This window comes from Maribacter orientalis, from assembly GCF_900109345.1.
Taxonomy (GTDB): Bacteria; Bacteroidota; Bacteroidia; order Flavobacteriales; family Flavobacteriaceae; genus Maribacter; species Maribacter orientalis.
This window is the reverse complement of record NZ_FNZN01000003.1, coordinates 491,747-506,339: the sequence shown is the minus strand read 5'-3', so window position 1 is coordinate 506,339 and position 14,593 is coordinate 491,747. Positions and strand designations below refer to the sequence as shown.

15 protein-coding genes are annotated in these 14,593 nt (G+C 34.2%); 8 read left to right on the top strand and 7 right to left on the bottom strand.

Features of this window, described 5'->3' with window-relative positions; genetic code table 11:
• Position 1: 1 nt before the first annotated feature.
• Positions 2–1,483: a peptidylprolyl isomerase gene (locus BMY56_RS09380; protein ID WP_091623049.1), complete on the bottom strand. Its 1,482-nt coding sequence runs from the start codon at positions 1,481–1,483 to the stop codon at positions 2–4.
• On the bottom strand, positions 1,434–2,333 hold the full coding sequence (locus tag BMY56_RS09375; RefSeq protein WP_245737192.1) for a peptidyl-prolyl cis-trans isomerase: 900 nt from the start codon (positions 2,331–2,333) through the stop codon (positions 1,434–1,436). The genes BMY56_RS09380 and BMY56_RS09375 overlap by 50 nt, the downstream gene beginning before the upstream one ends.
• 210 nt (positions 2,334–2,543) lie before the next feature.
• Here BMY56_RS09375 and BMY56_RS09370 point away from each other — a divergent pair, with 210 nt between their 5' ends.
• From BMY56_RS09370 to BMY56_RS09355, 4 genes are all read left to right on the top strand, one after another.
• On the top strand, positions 2,544–2,783 hold the full coding sequence (locus BMY56_RS09370; protein WP_091623048.1) for a hypothetical protein: 240 nt from the start codon (positions 2,544–2,546) through the stop codon (positions 2,781–2,783).
• A gap of 15 nt (positions 2,784–2,798) precedes the next feature.
• Positions 2,799–3,926, top strand: a complete 1,128-nt coding sequence (locus BMY56_RS09365; RefSeq protein WP_091623046.1) for a serine hydrolase — start codon at positions 2,799–2,801, stop codon at positions 3,924–3,926.
• A gap of 23 nt (positions 3,927–3,949) precedes the next feature.
• Complete coding sequence (gene rluF / locus BMY56_RS09360; RefSeq protein WP_091623044.1) at positions 3,950–4,693, top strand: 23S rRNA pseudouridine(2604) synthase RluF; 744 nt, start codon at positions 3,950–3,952, stop codon at positions 4,691–4,693.
• A 109-nt stretch (positions 4,694–4,802) separates the two neighbouring features.
• Positions 4,803–6,116: a carboxypeptidase-like regulatory domain-containing protein gene (locus tag BMY56_RS09355; RefSeq protein ID WP_091623043.1), complete on the top strand. Its 1,314-nt coding sequence runs from the start codon at positions 4,803–4,805 to the stop codon at positions 6,114–6,116.
• A gap of 68 nt (positions 6,117–6,184) precedes the next feature.
• Here the strand turns inward: BMY56_RS09355 and BMY56_RS09350 are convergent, their stop codons facing one another.
• Both BMY56_RS09350 and BMY56_RS09345 read right to left on the bottom strand, forming a co-directional pair.
• Positions 6,185–6,697 (bottom strand): fasciclin domain-containing protein, encoded by a 513-nt coding sequence (locus BMY56_RS09350; RefSeq protein WP_091623040.1) that lies wholly within the window; start codon positions 6,695–6,697, stop codon positions 6,185–6,187.
• 412 nt (positions 6,698–7,109) lie between these two features.
• Complete coding sequence (locus tag BMY56_RS09345; RefSeq protein WP_177170945.1) at positions 7,110–9,320, bottom strand: RecQ family ATP-dependent DNA helicase; 2,211 nt, start codon at positions 9,318–9,320, stop codon at positions 7,110–7,112.
• A gap of 172 nt (positions 9,321–9,492) precedes the next feature.
• Here BMY56_RS09345 and BMY56_RS09340 point away from each other — a divergent pair, with 172 nt between their 5' ends.
• The 4 genes from BMY56_RS09340 to lptB are packed head-to-tail and all read left to right on the top strand — an operon-like array spanning position 9,493 to position 12,447.
• Positions 9,493–10,470: a KpsF/GutQ family sugar-phosphate isomerase gene (locus tag BMY56_RS09340; RefSeq protein WP_245737191.1), complete on the top strand. Its 978-nt coding sequence runs from the start codon at positions 9,493–9,495 to the stop codon at positions 10,468–10,470.
• Positions 10,471–10,502: 32 nt separating this feature from the next.
• Positions 10,503–11,321 (top strand): twin-arginine translocase subunit TatC, encoded by an 819-nt coding sequence (gene tatC, locus BMY56_RS09335; protein ID WP_245737190.1) that lies wholly within the window; start codon positions 10,503–10,505, stop codon positions 11,319–11,321.
• Positions 11,305–11,655, top strand: coding sequence for a carboxymuconolactone decarboxylase family protein (locus tag BMY56_RS09330; RefSeq protein WP_091623027.1), 351 nt, complete (start codon positions 11,305–11,307; stop codon positions 11,653–11,655). The genes tatC and BMY56_RS09330 overlap by 17 nt, the downstream gene beginning before the upstream one ends.
• Positions 11,656–11,706: 51 nt before the next feature.
• Entirely contained in the window at positions 11,707–12,447 is a 741-nt protein-coding gene (gene lptB, locus BMY56_RS09325; protein WP_091623026.1) for an LPS export ABC transporter ATP-binding protein, read from the top strand.
• A gap of 15 nt (positions 12,448–12,462) precedes the next feature.
• On the opposite strand, the gene BMY56_RS09320 is transcribed toward lptB, so the two are convergent.
• From BMY56_RS09320 to BMY56_RS09310, 3 genes are read right to left on the bottom strand one after another with little or no spacing between them, the layout of a single operon-like run.
• Positions 12,463–12,855: a DUF4345 domain-containing protein gene (locus BMY56_RS09320; RefSeq protein WP_177170944.1), complete on the bottom strand. Its 393-nt coding sequence runs from the start codon at positions 12,853–12,855 to the stop codon at positions 12,463–12,465.
• Positions 12,833–14,116, bottom strand: a complete 1,284-nt coding sequence (locus BMY56_RS09315; protein ID WP_091623024.1) for an MFS transporter — start codon at positions 14,114–14,116, stop codon at positions 12,833–12,835. Before BMY56_RS09315 ends, BMY56_RS09320 begins: the two co-directional genes overlap by 23 nt.
• Positions 14,113–14,592 carry a GyrI-like domain-containing protein gene (locus BMY56_RS09310; RefSeq protein ID WP_091623023.1) on the bottom strand — a complete coding sequence of 160 codons (480 nt, stop codon included), beginning with the start codon at positions 14,590–14,592 and terminating at the stop codon, positions 14,113–14,115. The genes BMY56_RS09315 and BMY56_RS09310 overlap by 4 nt, the downstream gene beginning before the upstream one ends.
• Position 14,593: the final 1 nt, after the last annotated feature.

Sequence of the window (14,593 nt, the reverse complement as noted above, 5' to 3'; positions counted from 1 at the left end):
TCTATTCCTTTACCCAATTGTTAGCGAACTCACAATTTCTGTTTTCGTCGTTCACACTAATATAGGTCTCTTCAATATGATCGTCCATCCATTTTTTAATGGCATTATATTTCTTCTCAGTAAGTGCTAAATCTTGAATTTTGGTATAATCTTTTGAGAAATTAGCTACATGCTCATCAAACCTATTGGTAATCTTTAAAATTTTATATTTAGGTGGACCACCACGGGGATCTTGCTCTAAAACTGGATACGTAATCTCATTATCCTTTAAATTCTGAACTTGATTGTATAATGTAGGATCCATTTTAGTCAGCTCGAATCGTGAACTAAAATCTTGAGGATTTCTTAGCAGTCCGCCATCAAACTTAGTTTCTTTTTCATCAGAGAAATTCAGTGCGGCTTCGGCAAAAGTAAATTCATTATTGATTATTTTTTTACGGATACTATCTAATTCCGCTTTTGCTTCATCAAGCACATTTTGAGATATTTCTGGCTGAACAAGAATATGTCTTAAATCTAACTCTTGACCTCTAATTTTTTCAATAAATATTATGTGATATCCGAATGTAGTTTCAAAAGGCTCAGAAACTTCACCTTCCTTTAAGCTAAATGCAACATCTTTAAATGTCTTATCAAAACCGGTGTCTTTAGTAATGCTGTAAAAACCACCTTTAGATTTTGAACCTGGATCCTGAGAATATAAAATAGCCTTTACACTAAAGCTTGCATCATTATCTTCAACATCTGCTTTAATCTGATTAAGCTTATCTATTACTTTTTGTTTTTCTTCTTCAGATGGCTCAGGCTCTTTTGTAATTTGAGCTATTTCTAATTCAGCACCAAAAATTGGGCGTTCATCTTCAGGTATTTTATTAAAGAATTGACGAACCTCTTCAGGTGTAATTTCTATTTCTTTTATAATATCCTGCTGCATACGCTCAGATAGCATACGTAATTTATTTATCTTATATAACTCTTCTCTAAAAGTCGCTTCATCTTCTTTCTTGTAATACTTCAAGACCTTATCCATAGAGCCTATTTGTTGTACTAAAGATTGTAATTGACGATCACCTGTTGCATTCACCTCATCATCAGACACCAATATACTATCTTGAACAGCTTGGTTAGCGTATAAACGATCTTCCATCAACTTACCTAAAAGGCCACAGTGAGTAATATCTTCTGTTGAAGCTCCCTGACTTTTTAAATCGATTAATGTTTTTTCGATATCAGAATCTAAGATTACATAATCACCAACAACAGCGGCAATACCATCTAATTTAATTTTCTTGAAATTAATTGATGAGTCCTTTTTAGAAACAGTTGCTTCTGCAACAGCTTCGATTGGTTCAACTTGAGAATCGGTAACTGCTGGTATAGAATCTTGTGCTGAAACAACACCAGAAAACAGTATAACTGAGCCGATATAAATACTATTTGTTACTTTCGAAAACTTCAAATTCTTTATCCTTGATTGCTTCATCTAATAATTCAGTTTCTAATTTACGCAGGTAGTCCATTTTTCTGCGGCTTAATAAAACTTGTTCTATGGTAGGCTTAATAAAAGATAAGGGCGCAATTTCGTTGACATCCTTTATTTCTTCTATTTTCCCCAAATATACCCCGATTGAATCCTCCAATTCAAAAAATTGTGAATTTTTTAAGTACTTATCGGCATTCTCAATGGTAATTGGGGGTATTTCTTCGAAAATTCTAGTGTAACGCACCCAAATAGAATCGTTAAAATTTAACTTATTGAATTGCACACCAATGGAATCTAAATAACGGACATCTTCATCCTTAAACCTCTTCAACCGCTTAGACACCTCATCTTTATCCATAAATTCTCTTGGCAAGGAGACAAAACGTATTCTAGCGATTCTTTCTTTTAATTTAAAATTTTCTTTTCCTTTTTCGTATAAAGCCTCTAGTTGAGTTTCAGTTATAACAGTATCTATAGCCTGAGAAACTAAAGCTTCTTTGTAGACGCGTGTATATAGATCTGTTCTATAGTCATCCACCAATGCATTGTATTTCGCTAATTTATCTTCAGACAAATTAATTTTTGCTTTTGACAACAGTAATTGCTTTGATGCCCAGTTATTAATAAAGTTGATAGCAAAAGATGCACTGTCCCCTTTTGTCATGTTTTCAGTTATCAATGGTGCTAAATCTTCTTGAAACAAATAAGCATCGCCTACCCTGGCAATTGGGTTCTTCTGCTCTTCTTTTTTAAAAAGACCTTCACAAGAAACAATTACAAAACATAGCAATCCTATGAGTAGGATAGAATATGCCCTATGGACTAAAAATTTTGATTTAATAAAAAACATCAAGCAAAAATAGCAATAACCCTATAGTGTGCAAATGCTTATTGATTTACTTAACACAAATTTTGGTGTTACCATTTAAAACAAAAACCTTATTACGGATAAAAAATGAAAGTTTGCATTGTTGTAAACTATAACATAATGGCAAACGAACTAATCATTTTTAGGTAAATTTGCCTCTATATAGTCGTTAATTTTAAAACCTACAATTACTTGAGCAGACAAATAAAATTACTTTGGGATTTCAGAGGTCCAGCTGCACTAAAAACAGCTGAGCACCACGAAAAGCATTTAAAGGAGTTTATTGCCATGGAAAATACAGTTCTTAATATCACAGGTTTTAAAGAAATCAATGATATGCACAGCATTGCGTTTATGGTAGTGGAAGAAAAAGAAATGATTTCGGTTAGAGATATGCTTAAACCCCATCGCGGAGAAGTATACACACCCTAATAAAATTCACTAGTCATGAAACAACTCGTATTTTTTCTATGTTGCGTTTTTTTAGGATCTTGCTCTTCACAAGAGCAAAATTTAAATTTTCTTGAGACTGCTTTATCCTCGCAAAACCCAAAAATAAAAAGGGTGATGGATAGTATTGCAAACTATCAGGTTCAAATACGATACACACAAATTAATAGAAGAAATGATAGTGTAATTTTCACTGACTATGATTTTCAGGTAAACGATAGTAATTATTTTTATCCGGCAAGTACGGCTAAATTCCCAACGGCGGTATTGGCATTAGAAAGATTGAACACTACCGATACCCTATCCATGGACACCAAATACTATGTAGAAGGTGACACTATTGAAAGTACTTTCAAACAAGATGTATCTGAAATTTTTGCAGTAAGTGATAATTTGGCAAACAATAGATTAGTAGAATTATTAGGTTTCGAGGACATTAATAATACCTTAAGAAAAAAAGGCATTACACCCGTTAGAATAGCACATAGGCTTGGAGAGCATTCAGATAATCTAAGTACCAAGCCGTTAATAATTTATTTAAATGATTCTACCACTGGTATAACCAAATCAATATTAAACAAGACGCCTTTAGAACTAAACCTCTTGAACATAACTAAAGGTTCTGGTTTTTACGAAGATGATATTTTAATTAAAGAACCTTTCGATTTTAGGAGTAAAAATTACTTTCCCATTTCATCGCAACATAATCTAATTAAAAGAGTCATATTTCCTCAAAGTTTCGACATTAGCGAACGATTTAATCTAAGCGAAGTACAACGTGAATATTTGTTATCAGCTATGCATACCGTACCTCGAAAAATAGGATATGATCCTAAAACATATTATGACGGCTACTGCAAGTTTTTCATATATGGTGATACTAAAGAAAATATACCTGAACATATTGAAATTTATAATAAAGTAGGATTTGCATACGGAACATTAACCGATTGCGCTTATATAAAAGATACAGAAAAGAATATCGATTTTTTTTTAACCGCGACTATCCTAGTAAACAAAGATGGCATATTCAATGATGACGTATATGAATATGATGAAATTGGCATTCCATTTTTAGCACAATTAGGAAGAGAAATCTATCAACAGGAATTAAAACGAAAATAATACCCGAAACCGCAAGAAAAATCATGCAAGACAATTCCAACAAAACAAGAATTAACAAATATTTAAGCGAAGCAGGTTATTGTTCACGTAGAGCAGCAGATAAACTTATAGAACAAGGTAGGGTTACAATTAATGGTACCGTACCAGAAATGGGAACAAAAATCTCTATAGGTGATGTTGTAAAAGTTGATGGCGAACTAATAAAGGAACCAAAAGGAAAATCTACTTATTTAGCTTTCAACAAACCTATCGGCATAGTTTGCACGACAGATACTGGAGTTGAAAAAGATAATATCATTGACTATATCAATTATCCGAAACGTATTTTCCCAATTGGTAGATTAGATAAACCCAGTGAAGGACTTATTTTTCTTACTGATGATGGTGACATCGTAAATAAAATTTTGAGAGCTCGTAACAATCATGAGAAAGAATATTTAGTAACAGTTGATAAGCCTATAACCATAGATTTTCTAAACCATATGCGTAGAGGTATTCCCATCTTAGATACGGTTACCAGAGAATGCGAAGTCTTTGAAGTTAGTACGTATCAATTTCGAATTATTTTGACACAAGGTCTAAATAGGCAAATACGTAGAATGTGCGAGTATTTGGATTACAGAGTAAAGAAGTTGAAACGAATTAGAATCATGAATGTACATTTAGATGTACCTGTTGGAAAATGGAGAGACCTTACCGAAGATGAACTGAAAGAAATAAATAGACTCGTGAGTTCGTCTTCTAAAACATTCGACAGTAACCAATAAATTGAATAAACCCCTTACTGTTTTGAATTACAATAGGCAGTCAAATTATCGCTGAAAAATACAGCATAATCCACTAAAAATCATTACCTTAATATAAAAAAGAATCGTAATGAAAACAACACAAAATATCATACAGCAAAAGTACGGACCCAAGTTTCTACTATTTATTTTTCTATTTATTTGTACGGGAGCAAATTTAATTTTTGCTCAAAATTCTAATTTTACTGAATATACAGGTGAAGTTCTTGATTCGAACAATAAGAAACCTTTAGTGTTTGCTACGCTTACAATTGAGAACACTAATCACAGTACAATTACCAATTCAGAGGGGCAATTCGCTCTTAAGGTACCCAATGATGTCGTAAATGGAAATTTAATCATTGGATTTTTAGGATACAAAACAAAGTCAATTCCACTAGCTCAATTGGATAAAAATGGTAGCAAGATATTGATGGATGAATTTGTTATGGCGCTATCAGAAGCAAGAATAGATGCTCCTAACAATGCTAAAGCATTGGTGATGGAAACGCTTAATAAGAAAGGTGAAAATTACTTGAACGAGAATACTGTAATGACAGCTTTTTACAGAGAAACGATTAAAAAGAGAAGAACGAATGTTAGTTTATCAGAAGCAGTTGTAAATATCTATAAAGCGCCATATTCATCTAACAAAACTGATGCGTTAGAATTATATAAAGCGAGAAAGAGTACCGATTATACTAAATTAGATACCGTCGCCTTAAAGCTACAAGGAGGGCCTTTCAATACATTATTTGTAGATATGGTTAAATACCCCGATTATATCTTCACTCAAGAAACCCTCCCTTATTATGACTTTTCATTTGACACATCAACAAGGGTAAATGATCAATTAATCTATGTAATCAATTTCAAGCAAAAGCCAGAAATCATAGATCCATTATATAAAGGGAAATTATACATTGATGCAGAAAATAAAATTTTAACTAGCGCAGTCTATTCTTTGAACATTACGGACAGAAGATTAGCATCTCAAATGTTTGTTCTCAAAAAACCTCGGAATGCAGAGGTTTGGCCAACAGAGGTGTCCTATAGAGTGGATTATCGCGAAAAAAATGGAAAATGGTATTATGGGTATAGTAATGTACTCTTAGAATTTAAAATTAATTGGGATAAAAAATTGTTTAATTCTGTCTATAGTATGAGTTGTGAAATGGCCGTTACCGATTGGGAGAAAAACATTGATAACTATATACCAAAATCAAAAAATAGGATTAAGTCATCCATAATTTTAAGTGATGAAACTATTGGTTTTGCAGACCCTAACTTTTGGGGTGAATATAATATTATAGAGCCCGAAAAATCAATTGAATCTGCCATCAAAAAAATTCAAAGACAATTACGAAGAGGTAAGTTTGATACTGACGGTACATCGAAACCTTAGTAGAATAATTGCAACAAAAAGCCCATCTATATATTATAGATGGGCTTTTGTTTTTGGGGAAACTAAAATTACTTCGGCATTACAACTGTATCAATTGCATGTATAACACCGTTACTTGCTGCTACATCTGCAATAACAACAGTAGCCATGTTGCCTTTTTCATCTTTCAACATTACTTTATCACCTTTTAATGATAAGATAATTGTACCTCCTTGTACAGTTTTAACAGGAAAAGAACCCTTATTGTCCTTAATAGCTTTTACGACATCACTAGCCATATATTTCCCGGCAACTACGTGATATGTTAGTAAACCAGCTAAAGCACTTTTACTTTCTGGTTCTAACAAACTTTCTACCGTACCAGCTGGTAATGCTTCAAAAGCACTGTTTACAGGAGCAAAAACTGTAAAAGGTCCTTCACTACTAAGTGTTTCTACCAAATCAGCAGCTTTAACGGCAGTAACCAAAGTTGTGAAATTTTCATTCCCAACAGCAACACCGACAATAGTTTCTGTTTGTGCGAATGATGTTGAAACAAATAACAAAAAGGCACTTAACGTTGTAATTTTTAAAATTTTCATAGTTCTTTTTTTTAATTTGTGTAAATGTAGTTGGTTACATTTCAAAAGAATCTTAAATTTTGTTTAATTTATTTTTAATTATGTTAAACAAATTACAAAATACTGAAAATCAATTTAAAAAAATAAGAAATGGTATCACAACCATCAATGGAAGGCAACAAATAATTTATTAATTAGATTTTCCTATAAATAATACAAACTAGAAATTCTAAGATATAGCTAGGTAACTTATAAGTCTTTAATCAGATATACATTCGCGAAAAATTATAAGGTGAGAGGTATTAATTAATAAAAGGTGATATTATCCGTTTTATTGGGTAACACCACCTCTTACAAATATGCTCTATTAATCCTAGGATCTTGGAACAATTCTTTTTATAACAAATAAATTAGTAAATCATAAATTCAGTTGCTAGTTAGCAACCTCGCTAATGAATTTCAATCGGTATAGGCGTAGTTCCTCTTCTTCATATTCACCGTCAAATTCATTTAAAGCTTCCTCCAAATCATCGGTATCGGCTTCTAAAAAGTACTCATGAATTTCTTCTTGTTGATCTTCATCTAAAATTTCATCAATCCAATAATTCAAATTTAATTTTGTACCACTGTAAACGATTTGTTCCATCTCTTTAATAAGATCCGGAATTTCCAATCCTTTAGAGGAAGCTATATCAGACAAAGGCAATTTTCTATCCACATTCTGAATTACATAAAGTTTTAAAGCAGAATTAGTACCTGTGCTTTTAACAACTAAATCATCAGGTCTAATAATCTCATTCTCGGTTACATAATTATTAATAAAAGCAATGAAAGGTTTACCGTATTTTTTCGCTTTTCCTTCTCCTACTCCATGAACATTTAATAATTCCTCATGAGAAATAGGGTATTTCAATGCCATATCTTCTAATGAAGGATCCTGAAACACAACAAATGGAGGTACTCCTAATTTTTTAGCTTGTGCTTTTCTTAAATCTTTCAATTGTTTTAAAAGTCGCTCATCGGCAATACCGCCTAATTTCGCAGCTCCTACGATAGCATTATCATTTTCAGCATTGTAAACATGATCTTTGGTCATCATGAATGATGCGGGAGTTTTCAAAAACTTCTTTCCATTTTCAGTCAAATGCAATACGCCATACTGTTCAATCTCTTTTCTTAAAAGTCCTGCTACCAGGGTTTGACGTACTAAAGCCATCCAATAGCTTTTATCTTTTTCAGATCCAATAGCAAAAAAATCTTTTTCATTGGTCTTATGAGAAGTTATTATGGCATTCATTTTACCACGCAAGGTATTTACTATCTCTTTTGACTTAAATTTTTCGCTTGTACCTTTTACTACATTAAGTAGTTTTACCACATTATCTTTTGCTTCTTCCTTCTCTTTAGGATTTCGAGTATTATCATCCATTTCGGCACCATCACCATTGACATCATCAAACTCCTCACCGAAATAGTGTAGCATAAATTTACGTCTAGACATAGACGTCTCTGCATAGGCTACAACTTCTTGCAGCAATGCATTACCTATTTCTTGTTCAGCTACCGGTTTGCCCGACATGAACTTCTCTAATTTTTCAATATCCTTATAAGAGTAATAAGCCAAGCAGTGACCTTCACCCCCGTCACGGCCAGCTCTACCCGTTTCTTGATAATAACTTTCAATACTTTTTGGAATATCGTGATGAATAACAAAACGTACATCGGGCTTGTCTATTCCCATACCAAAGGCAATTGTTGCAATCACTACATCTACATCTTCCATCAAGAACATATCTTGATATTTAGATCTTGTCTTTGCATCAAAACCTGCATGATATGGTACTGCACTCACACCGTTCACCTGCAACACCTGAGCCAACTCCTCAACTTTTTTACGGCTTAAACAATAAATAATACCTGATTTTCCTGAATTTTGTTTTACAAATCTGATTATATCAGCTTCTACATTCTCGGTTTTAGTACGTACTTCATAGAAAAGATTAGGGCGATTGAACGATGCCTTAAATAACTTTGCACCACCAATGCCTAAATTCTTGATAATATCTTCTTGTACTTTAGGAGTAGCTGTGGCTGTTAAGCCTATAATTGGAATATTATCTCCTAAACGCTCTACAATAGATTTAAGATTACGATACTCAGGCCTAAAATCATGTCCCCATTCAGAAATACAATGTGCCTCATCGACTGCAACAAAAGAAACAACCACCGATCTCAAAAACTCAACATTTTCCTCTTTAGTCAATGACTCTGGTGCAACATACAAGAGCTTAGTAATACCATCGGTTATATCTTGTTTAACTTGTTTTATTTCACCCTTATTCAATGAGGAATTTAAAACATGGGCAATTCCTATTTCAGATGATACACCACGAATGGCATCTACCTGATTTTTCATTAAAGCAATTAAAGGAGAAACTACAATAGCGGTACCTTCTTGCATAAGTGCCGGTAATTGATAACATAGTGATTTACCTCCACCAGTGGGCATAATCACAAACGTATTATTCCGTTGTAAAACATTTTTGATTACTTCTTCTTGAAGTCCTTTGAACTGAGAAAAACCAAAATATTTTTTTAATGAGGAATGTAAATCTATATTCTCGAAATTTTTACTGTCTGTCACATTTTACATTTAAGGGGAAACTACTTATACTAAAACTCATAAGTGAACAAAAATATTATTTGACTAGCTTGGCTATTCTAAATTATTATGCGATAATCAGCATATAAAATTAAGTTTGTTTAATTTTGTCAACTTAAAGATAACACATTCTTTTAGGAATACAATCCATAATTTGAATAATAGATTGATAGCTACGGACACCATTATTGACTTGGCAAAAAAAACAATTGAAACTGAGCGTGATGCCATAGCACATCTCTCAACACTTCTAACCGACGATTTTGCGAAAGTCGTCAATTGTATTGTTGAATCAAAAGGCCGGGTAATTATTTCTGGTATTGGAAAAAGTGCCATTATTGCCACAAAGATTGTAGCCACTTTAAATTCTACCGGAACTCCTGCAATTTTCATGCACGCCGGAGACGCTATTCATGGTGACTTAGGTACAGTTCAAGACAATGATGTGGTCATTTGTATTTCAAATAGTGGCAATACTCCTGAAATTAAAATGTTGGTTCCACTTTTAAAAAGAGGTACTAATAAATTGATTGCAATGACCGGTAATACCGAATCTTTTTTAGCAAAGGAAGCAAATTATATTCTAAACACTTTTGTTGAAAAAGAAGCCTGCCCTAATGGATTGGCTCCTACTACGAGTACCACAGCCCAATTAGTAATGGGCGATGCCTTAGCTATAGTTCTTTTAGAGATAAAAGGATTTAGCAGTACAGATTTTGCGAAATATCACCCAGGTGGATCATTGGGCAAAAGACTGTATCTAAGAGTTGCGGATTTGGTAAGTAAAAATCAGGTACCTAGTGTTCAGAAAGATGCCGAGGTTAAAAAGGTTATCGTAGAGATTTCTAAAAAAATGCTAGGAGTTACTGCGGTTCTTGATGGTGAAAAAGTTGTTGGTATAGTAACCGATGGCGATATTAGACGCATGCTTAATAAGCATGATAATATCAAAGACCTTAAGGCAGAAGATATCATGACCAGCAACCCGAAAACCATACCAGCAAATACCTTAGCTATTAAGGCATTAGAGCACATGCAAAAAAAAGGAATTTCACAATTACTTGCCATGGATAATGGCACTTATGTTGGTGTTATTCATTTACATAATTTAATTAACGAAGGTATTTTATAATGAGTTCCAAAGCTACTAAACCTCACAACGAGATGTCATTTCTCGACCATTTAGAAGAATTAAGATGGCATTTAATTCGGTCTACTTTGGCAATCGTTATTATTGGCTCTGTAGCCTTTTTAATGAAAAATTTCATTTTTGATACGGTCATATTCGGTCCTAAAAAAATGGATTTCCCAACGTATAAACTCTTCTGCGATATTGCTACCTATTTTGGTTTCGATTCCGCCTTCTGTGCTGAAAAATTACCCTTTACTATTCAAAGTAGATTAATGTCCGGACAGTTTTCTGCCCACATTTGGACCTCTATTTGGGCCGGTTTCATCATCGGATTTCCATATGTTTTGTATGAAATGTGGAAATTCATTAGCCCTGGGCTTTATGAAAAAGAACGTAAAAGTTCAAGAGGGTTTATATTAATTGCTTCCCTTTTATTTTTTATTGGTGTGCTATTCGGTTATTATGTAGTAGCGCCGCTTTCTATAAACTTTCTAGGAACGTATCAAGTGAGTTCAGAGGTTACGAACGAGTTCGATTTAGCTTCTTACATATCAACCGTTAGAGCTTCTGTAATTGCGTGTGGTATTTTATTCGAACTACCGATTATTATCTTCTTTTTAACCAAAGTAGGCTTGGTTACCCCCGAGATTATGAAGAAGTACCGTAAGATAGCCTTGGTCATCGTACTTATCCTATCCGCCGTAATTACTCCGCCAGATGTTGCCAGCCAAATTATTGTGGCAATACCGGTATTAATTTTATATCAAGTAAGTATCTATATTTCTGCTATGGTACTTAGAAAAGAAAGAAAAAAAGCTAAAAAAGAAAATAAGAATGTCAAACCAAATTGAAGAATTTAACGCTTATCGTTCTAAGATGAACGAGAAGCTATTAGCTGATAACAATAAAATAGTTAAACGAATATTTAATTTGGACACCAATGCGTTTGCAGCGGGTGCATTAGATGTCAAAACCAAAGAATTATTAGGGCTTGTAGCCTCGACAGTTCTTCGTTGCGATGACTGTGTAAAATATCACTTAGAAAGTTCTCACAAAGAAGGTGTTTCGAAAGAAGAGATTATGGAAACTTTAGGTATAGCAACATTGGTAGGTGGTACCATTGTTATACCTCATTTGAGAAGAGCTTATGAATATTGGGAAGAGTTAGAAAACCAACAAGGTTAAATAATCCCTAATTACTTTTCTAACAGACCAATAACCAATAGATTTGAAAACATGAAGTTACGTGCCGACAATATTATGAAGTCCTATAGAGGTCGTAGGGTGGTTAAGGGAATTTCTTTGGAAGTTAATCAAGGGGAAATTGTAGGATTACTAGGACCAAACGGTGCAGGTAAAACAACTTCCTTTTATATGATCGTTGGTCTTATCAAACCTAACGGAGGTAGTATTTGGTTAGACGATATGGAAATTACCAAATTCCCCATGTACAAAAGAGCCCAAAACGGTATTGGTTATTTGGCGCAAGAAGCTTCGGTCTTTAGAAAGCTTAGTATTGAAAAGAATATTTTAAGCGTACTTCAACTCACCAAACTGAGTAAAAAAGAGCAACACATGAAAATGGAGTCGCTTATCGAAGAGTTTGGTTTGGGTCATATTCGTAAAAGCCGTGGTGATTTATTATCTGGTGGCGAGCGCAGAAGAACAGAGATTGCTAGAGCTTTGGCAACAGACCCAAAATTTATTTTATTAGATGAACCTTTTGCTGGTGTCGACCCCGTAGCCGTAGAAGACATTCAGCGTATTGTAGCTCAATTAAAAGATAAAAACATTGGTATTCTTATTACTGACCACAACGTGCAGGAAACGCTTGCTATTACAGAACGATCATATTTAATGTTTGAAGGCGGAATTTTAAAGTCAGGTATTCCTGAAGATTTGGCTGCAGATGAAATGGTACGTAAAGTATATTTAGGGCAAAACTTTGAGCTTCGTAAGAAGAAGTTAGATTTCTAAGAGAGAACCTACCTATCAACTTTGTTCTATCTCTTCGTATTTATTCATATTATAAAGCCCCCATCCAAAAAATAAAAGCTCTAAAATTAAGGCAGGGGTAAAAAGTGGCGACACTCCGTCAAATAGGGTACTAACAATTCTACCAAAAGAAATACCTCCCATAAAAAGGACATTACTTAAAGTGGCACCAAACCAAAGTTTAGGTTTAAAAGCACCTATTAACCAATAGGCACCAATACCCAAATAAATACCCATGACCGCACGCAACATATTCTTCAATTCTAAGTCGTTCACTTCAAAACCCAAAAGTTCTGGCATCACAAAGGTTGGATGACCTCCGTAAACGATTCCGGCAAAAATCACTATAATTCCAGATAATAATAAATTAAGATTCTTTGAGATTGTCATAGTATCGTTTACCATAAAGTTTAAAATATCTATATGCTGCTATTCCGCCCATAAATGAAAATACCGCCAGCATCCAAAATACATGTTGGTGCCCTTCTAGCCCGGGTGATGCATCTAATAAATAACCCATTGCGGGTCCGGCAAAAATATCGGGAGTATAACCCACTAAAGAAATAAGCCCCACAGCGGTACCCGTTAATGCCAAAGGTATTTTACCACTTTGCATTACAGCAAAATATAAAGATCTAATAGCATAAACCCCAATAGCAACTACCAATATCGAGAGCAGAAATACAAAATATGCGATATTGGATACCATGCCAGTCGCAAAAATAATTGCGCCGATAAAGGCAATTACAAAACCAATAAATAAGAACAAACTTGGTCGATAACGGTCTGCAAACACACCGATTAAAACACCTACTACCGGTCTTGCAAATAATAAAAAGGTACCCACTTCAGCAGATGCAACTTCATCTAACAACATGACATCTTGTGCGTAAAGCGAAAAAATATCAGTGATTTTATACCCTACATAGGCACAAAGAATAATTACCATCAATAATAATACGGAAGGAAGCCGAACAACATCCTTAATTTGGGAGACGGTAATTCTATCAATTACAATTTCCTTCTCTTTATGCTCTGGTAGTTTCATGAACATCCAAACCAGCACACCTACTAGAGCAACGATAGCGGAAGAAGTTAAAATAACATACCTAAAGGCAAATCGGCTTTCTTCTAACGTTGCCACCTCTAAATCTGCTGACATAAAATGTGAAAATACAACAACACCCAAAGTACCAAAAAGTGCACCTACCAATCCCCTACCACCGTCTAAAAATCCAAATGCTTTGCCTTGAGAATTTTGACCGCCCCAAACCCGAGTGGCCTTTATCATCGGTGACCAAAAAAGAAAAATAGTAGTGAATCCCCAAAAGCCATATAATAGTTGTAATGCAAAATAATCTGGAAATGATGCAAAAACTAATCCCCCTAAAGCTGTCATCCAAAGGGCAATGGCAATTAGTTTTCGAGGCTGGTATTTATCCGCCAAAGGTCCACCTAACAAATAAGAAACCAGTGCTACAAAACCATAAACAGAAAAACAAAGCCCAAGGGAAACATTATCAAGCTCAAACACCTTTAAAACGGTAGGTCTAAATACCCGTTGCAATACAAAGGGTAAAATAAAGACGCTCTCCCCTGCTAAAATCAATAAAAACAAATAATACCAAGGAGCTTTTTCAGGTTCTTTCATTTAGTTTTGATCGGAACCCATACTTCCTCTTCAGAGGTGGGATCGTTATTTTTGTATTTAGCATCCAGCACTTCAAATTGTGGACGGTCGTCTAAAATATATTCTGAATTGGGAATCCATTCCCCATAAATATATTGAAAAAAAGCAGGGGCGTTTTCTGCATTTCCCTTATAATTAAAAACTGCGTAAAGTCCGCCTTCAACAACCAACCTACCCATCCCTAAAGGCATATTTTCAACAGCATCTACCTCAACACATGCCCACTTTACAAACTTTTTGTGTGGATCAAAATTCTCAACATACGATGAAGGGTATTGTTGTAAAGAAATAAAATACTCTGAAGATCTATTCAAAATCTCTTTAGTTCTGCCCCTAAACGATTTCCAAAGTTCACTAGTTTTGTTTTGAACCAAACTCATTTCCGTAGAAATACCCACTATTAACTTTTCTTCAAACTGAACTATTTTTGGTTTCATA